We start from the raw sequence: 5,615 nt of genomic DNA, 5'->3' as shown, positions 1-5,615 counted from the left end.
CGCGCGAACCTGCCGGACCAACGCCCCCGACAGGAACGAACACGACATCACGGGCGCACGATCAACCGCTCGGCGTCGTGAAACAACGAGGCCGGATGTGCTCCGATTGTGTGAACGGCTCTCCTCGGGCGGCATTTTGACCGATGAGCAGTAGCTGTAGAAGGTGAACCGACTAACTTGGCAGCCTCTCTCAGAACGGCGGGAAAAGTGCATGGCTCAACTAACTGACCGCCCGCTTCTCTCGGCGAAAGGTGCGCCGGTGTCCGAGGCCGCTCTCATGAGCCTGTTGAATTCGGGTCTCAGGTCGGCTGATCCGCTGCCCTCCTCACGCGGCTCACCAGAGGGGCCGACTCTGGCGGTTTGAATCTATCAACGAATTTCTCCCGTCCAATCTTCATCAAATCAGCCCAGCAGGCCGTCGTTCCAACGCAGTTGTGTGACACGGCACTCCAAAAGGGGTATTCTGGGCTTACCTAGGGAGTGTGGCGGAACTGGCAGACGCGCCGGATTCAAGTCCCGGTGTCTTCGGGCGTGAGGGTTCGAATCCCTCCACTCCTACGCCGTATCCTGTAAGGCTGTTCGGCCAAGAGTCCGGCTGGACAGCCTAGAGGGCGCCGAAATCGATCTGTTGAGCAGTTGCGCAGGTAGGCACGGTCTCGCTCGGGTTCCTCGTGAACGGTTGCAGTCGCTGGTACGACTGCCTTACGAACCCCACGCCAACTGTGATCTCCGCCCGAGACAGGCACATCCGTCTCGGGCCAGGTGTCCCCTGGGAAGCCAGCGCAATTCTCTGACCAGCCTGCATCGCTTCCAGAGGCGTACGTACGTGTCATTGAGTTCGCGTTGAGGCTGAAAGAGGCCTCGCATATGCAGAGTTTCTGGGCTGTGACAGGTACAGCAGGCACTGCGGTGAGATGCGGAAGTTGAGCCTTTGAATATGTCCTACGAGACTAACCCTGCCTGCTTCTCTTGAAGCAGGCAACTTTCTCCCCGAGGCCCTGTACATACTCCGCCCGGTGCGGGGCACGCTACCGGCAGCGTGTGCCAGTGTGCACCGTTGCAAGGCCAAGCCACAGTACGATAGGCAAGTGCCGTAATCCGGTTGTCTGAATTTGAGGGTAGGGGTCGGCGTTGGGTGCAGGTCCCGAGGGTTCTTGAGGGTCGTATGTACTCGATACGGTGAACTTGGTCTGTGCCCCACGGATTGCAGCCCGAGGAGGCGTGCTAGCGCGGTAGGTTGATGTCTACTCAATTTTCCGTGCGACTCGCAGGGGGAGACATTGGAGAGCACGACGCACCGGGGCCCGGACCGACGCCCAGGTCTGACAGCTGGGGAAATTGCCCATCTGTCAGGTGCAGTCACGCGACCGACGGTTGCTTCGGTAGCGGCAACCGCGGGGGTGCCTGGACATGCAGTACGCAGGGGGATCTCTCGAGAGAACGGCCAGCGCATGGCGGCTGCCATGGCAGTCGGGCTGTTGACCGAACGGTCTGCAAGGAGCATCGCAGAGGATCCGCAAGCGGTCATCAGGGCAGCGCAAGAACTCCAGGCATTGGTCTGGGAAATCATGCGCGCAAGATTTGAAGAGGCGACTGCTGAAGGAGTAGCTATCGCATAGTAATTGGAACACCGGCCCGCCGTACCTCGACCAAGAAGCTGCCGGGCCGGTGCCAACAGATAGTCCGTCAGTCGGATAGATACACCGGATGAAGGACCCGTGTTCGATTGTGGGCCCCTAAACGATGACGAACGCACTGCAGGGAGAGAATACACATGTCTGCGGCAATTCGAGGCAACCCACGCGTAAGCCTCAACCTCGTGCCTGCGGAATGTTCCCGTGGCGGGGACTCCCCGCCTGACTTGACAGCGGTTCCGGGATCCTCCGGCTGGTGGTACGCGATTCCTGCGGGCGGTCTGGGAGGTGGTGTCTGGCATCGGTTCAGGGATCACAAGAGCCCAGTCCTGTCCTGGTGCCCAGAAGTCCTCGCCAGACTGACGATGCTCGACGCCTACGGCATTTGCCAAAAGCAATACTATGTCGTCCGGGTCGATTCACAGCTGGGCTTGGTCTACGACCAAGATCTTCCACAGGGCACAGGCTGGGGGCAATTCCCCCGCGTCGACCTGTGGGAGGCTCTCTCCTACAAAGATCTGCTGGCCGATATCGTCCGTGACCAGGCCAATCGGCTCCCTCAGATCGTTTGTCGGGAGGATTCCCAGTGACCGGCGAATCTGCTTGGGACGTCAATATGCCAGCGGCACTGAGCATCAGGCATACGACTGATAGCGGGCGACAAGAGCTCCTCCGCAGGAGCCGGGAAAGCGTCGGATGGAAAGGCAGCGCGCAGCTCAACCAACGTAGCGGCACAGCGTTGGAACAAGTGCAAGGAGCGCGGGTAGTGCAAGAGACGCGCGACCCCGACGAAGGCCCGCCCGGCCGACTCGTAATTGGTTCAGCTGGTTGGTGCTACGAAGCCTCCGACGACTACGGCACAGTCTGGAAGGCGAACCGTGGCAAGGGAGGCGGATGGGACGTTGTCTTGGACTGGGCACCATACGTCTCCGAACGCCTGGTGCTCATCGGTGAGGACGGAAAGTCGGCTGGTCGCTATTACACGATCACCATCGGCGCCGACACCCTCACCAAGAGCCTCTCGGACTTGCGTACTGCTGACGGCTGGAACGACTTCAGTGACGACAGCGGCGCAGCCTCGCGAGCTATTCGTGAGGTCCTCATCAACATCATTACTGATCAAGGCAAGCGGCTACCCCGCACGCCCGTCGTAGCTCACACCGGATGGCACCGCCTGCCTGACGTCGGCTTGACCTACGTGTATGCGGACGGCCGCACGTATCCCAGGGGGCGCTTCGCTCGCGTCATCGGAGCGCCCGAACCCATCCGACGGGCTGCTGCCCCGCTCAACCGGAGTGCCAGCGATGCGGAGTGCCGCCGAGCGGTACGTGATGTTGCTGACCACGGCTGGGCCTCACTCATGGCGTTGGCAGTCGGGGCACGATCCATTGCCTATTCCCTGCGTCCAGTTCCCGCCGCGTTCATCCTCGACGCAGCACCCAACTCAGGCAAGACGTCTGCAGCCAACACCGCTCGCAGTCTCCTTCTCACGCCGCAGCCTCATGCGTGGCCGCCCGTTCCGACGAAGGGCATGAGTAGCACCGCCACAGACATCGAGTGCGCGCTCGACTTCGAAGGAGACATGCCGACACTGCTTGATGACATCCCTCTCACTCGGGCTTCGTCCTCCGCGCAAGTACGTGAGATGGAAAAGAAGCTTGAGCTCGTCATCCGGGCCGCCGGCAACGCCACAGAGATCAAGGGCCGACGCAACCGCGACCTGACTGCGAAACCAGCAAACCGAGTCCGGTCCATCCCCGTGATCGCCGCCCAGATGCTCCCTCCCAACATGCAGGAGTCTTTGTACCGCCGCTCGGTTGTCGTCTACCTGTCGCGGGACGGCGGCGAGGTCGACTGGCGCTGGTACAAGACTGGAGGTGGTCAAAGCCTCACGGTTCCAATCCGGACGATCGGCGACAAAATCATTGCTCACTTGCATGCCTTGAGCGATGCAGACAGGTATCTCGAAGAGCTTGAGGAGCAGGCATTCGCCGAGCTCTTTCCCCACGTAGAGGCCGTCCTGCCGGAGCGGGGGGACACGATGGACGGCGTCATCACGGCCGCTGCCGCAATGTTGGCAGGACTCGGGTTGATTGCCGCCGTCACGAACATGAGTGCCTCCGACCTGATCAGCGTCGTGGCTCCTCAGCTTGCCGGCTCACTGTCTCGGCAAGCTGCAAGGATGGATGCACAGAGCACTGCTCAGGACGGGATTGCCACGGCTGTCGGCGAGGTCCTGCGCAGGGCCTTCTCTCGCGGACGTCTACATATCCGAGATGAGAAGGGCGCGATCCGCCCCGCCGTGTCGGGACAGGTCGAGCAGGATCAGGGCTTGACTCCGAAGCGCGACGGTAGCGGATGGGAAGGCAAGGGGCCCGCAGCCTACTGGCTTCCTCAGCGTGGGCCAGCCTTGGGCATTACGACAAAGAACCTCAACATGCTCCTTAAGGAGAGCGGAGACCGTCGGGTGAACTGCTACGTCGACCGAACGCTGCCCGACGCGCTACTTCAGGCCGGCGCGATCCTACGCAATAACAGTCAAAAGGATCGTGTTGCCTCTCATCGCATCCGAGTGGGTGCAGAGAACCTGCGGCTCCTACTTCTGAAGCCGGACTTGATCTGGGATTTCTAGTGCTGTGACCGCGTAGGTTCGCCGGATTGGTCGTCGTGGCGGTTGGATGTGGGATGACGTCCGATCCGACTGCTGGAGGCGCGGTGGCCGAGCCTGTCCGTGTGCGCAGACTCGCGGACCAAGAGGGGCAGCGGCTGCAGCAGATCGTGCGCCGGAGCAGTACAAGTTCGGTGCGATATCGGCGCGCGATTATGCTGCTGGCCTCGGCCGGTGGGAACCGGGTTCCCGTGATCGCCCAGCTGGTGCAGGCCGACGAGGGCACCGTGCGCGATGTGATCCACCGGTTCAATGAGATCGGCCTAGCCTGCCTGGACCCTCGGTGGGCGGGAGGCCGTCCCGCCTGCTCAGTCGTGACGACGAGGACTTCGTCGTCCTGGCGGCCACCACCCGCCCCACCAAGCTCGGCCAGCCTCTCACCCGCTGGTCGCTGCGCAAACTCGTCGCCTACCTGCGGAAAGTCCACGGCCGGGTGATCCGGATCGGCCGTGAGACGTTACGCAGCCTGCTCGTCCGCCGCGGTGTCACCTTTCAGCGCGCCAAGACATGGAAGGAATCCCCCGACCCGGACCGCGAGGTGAAGCTGGACCGGATTGAGGAGGTCCTCGACCGCTCTCCGGACCGGGTGTTCGCCTTCGACGAGTTCAGACCGCTCGGAATCCGGCTCGCCGCAGGCTCGTGCCGGGCCGAACGGAAACATCCCGACCGGGTGCCGGCTACTTGCCACTGCACCCACGGCGTGCGCTACTTCCACGGCTGCTACTCGGTTGGCGACGACACCCTGTGGGGCGTCAACCGCCGTAGGAAAAGCGCCGCGAACACGCTGGCCGCACTGAAGTCGATCCGCGCCGCCCGGCCCGACGGCTCACCGATCTACATGATCATGGACAACCTGTCCGCCCACAAAGGCACCGACAGCCGCCGCTGGGTGAAGAAGAACAAGACCGAGTTGTGCTTCACCCCGACCTACGCCTCGTGGGCGAACCCGATCGAGGCGCACTTCGGACTCTTGAGGCAGTTCACCATCGCCAACTCCAACCACCCCAACCACACCGTGCAGCCCCGGGCGCTGCACGCCTACCTACGGTGGCGCAACGCCAACGCCCGCCATCACGACGTCCTGGCCGCCGAACGCAAGGAACGGGCCCGCATACGAAGCGAGAAGGACATCCGCTGGGGTGGACGTCCCCTCAAAGCCGCAGCCTGACCCAACCCCCTGAACCTACGCGGCCACAGCATCGGCTTTACTGACGGTCAGCTAGTGGCCTGCGCCAGTAGTTGATCGTTAGTTGTTGTGTGACTTCTGCTGCTGGTGCGTCAGTTCCTCGTCGGGGTCCGAAGCTGGAGCCGTT

General features: G+C 62.4%; 2 protein-coding genes, 1 tRNA gene and 1 pseudogene. All 4 read left to right on the top strand.

Translation table 11 applies throughout. The annotated features are described in order from the left end of the window. Window positions 1–476 precede the first annotated feature (476 nt). The 4 genes and pseudogenes from ACZ7NC_RS44350 to ACZ7NC_RS44335 all read left to right on the top strand — a co-directional run bounded on the left by ACZ7NC_RS44350 (window position 477) and on the right by ACZ7NC_RS44335 (window position 5,470). Window positions 477–558: transfer RNA gene (locus ACZ7NC_RS44350), tRNA-Leu, on the top strand. 1,441 nt (window positions 559–1,999) lie between these two features. Then, window positions 2,000–2,224: a hypothetical protein gene (locus ACZ7NC_RS44345; protein WP_471497808.1), complete on the top strand. Its 225-nt coding sequence runs from the start codon at window positions 2,000–2,002 to the stop codon at window positions 2,222–2,224. Window positions 2,225–2,400: 176 nt separating this feature from the next. After that, entirely contained in the window at window positions 2,401–4,266 is a 1,866-nt protein-coding gene (locus ACZ7NC_RS44340; RefSeq protein ID WP_471497806.1) for a hypothetical protein, read from the top strand. Between the two features lie 83 nt (window positions 4,267–4,349). After that, a pseudogene (locus tag ACZ7NC_RS44335) lies at window positions 4,350–5,470 on the top strand (IS630 family transposase). Window positions 5,471–5,615: the final 145 nt, after the last annotated feature.

This window comes from Streptomyces sp. NPDC111802 (assembly GCF_055634335.1).
Note: the sequence above shows the minus strand (reverse complement) of the source record. Positions and strands in the feature narration are given on the sequence as shown.

Bases quoted from the DNA above. Each gene is read 5' to 3' on its own strand.
- ACZ7NC_RS44345 (WP_471497808.1), top strand. From the start codon at position 2,000: ATGCTCGACGCCTACGGCATTTGCCAAAAGCAATACTATGTCGTCCGG.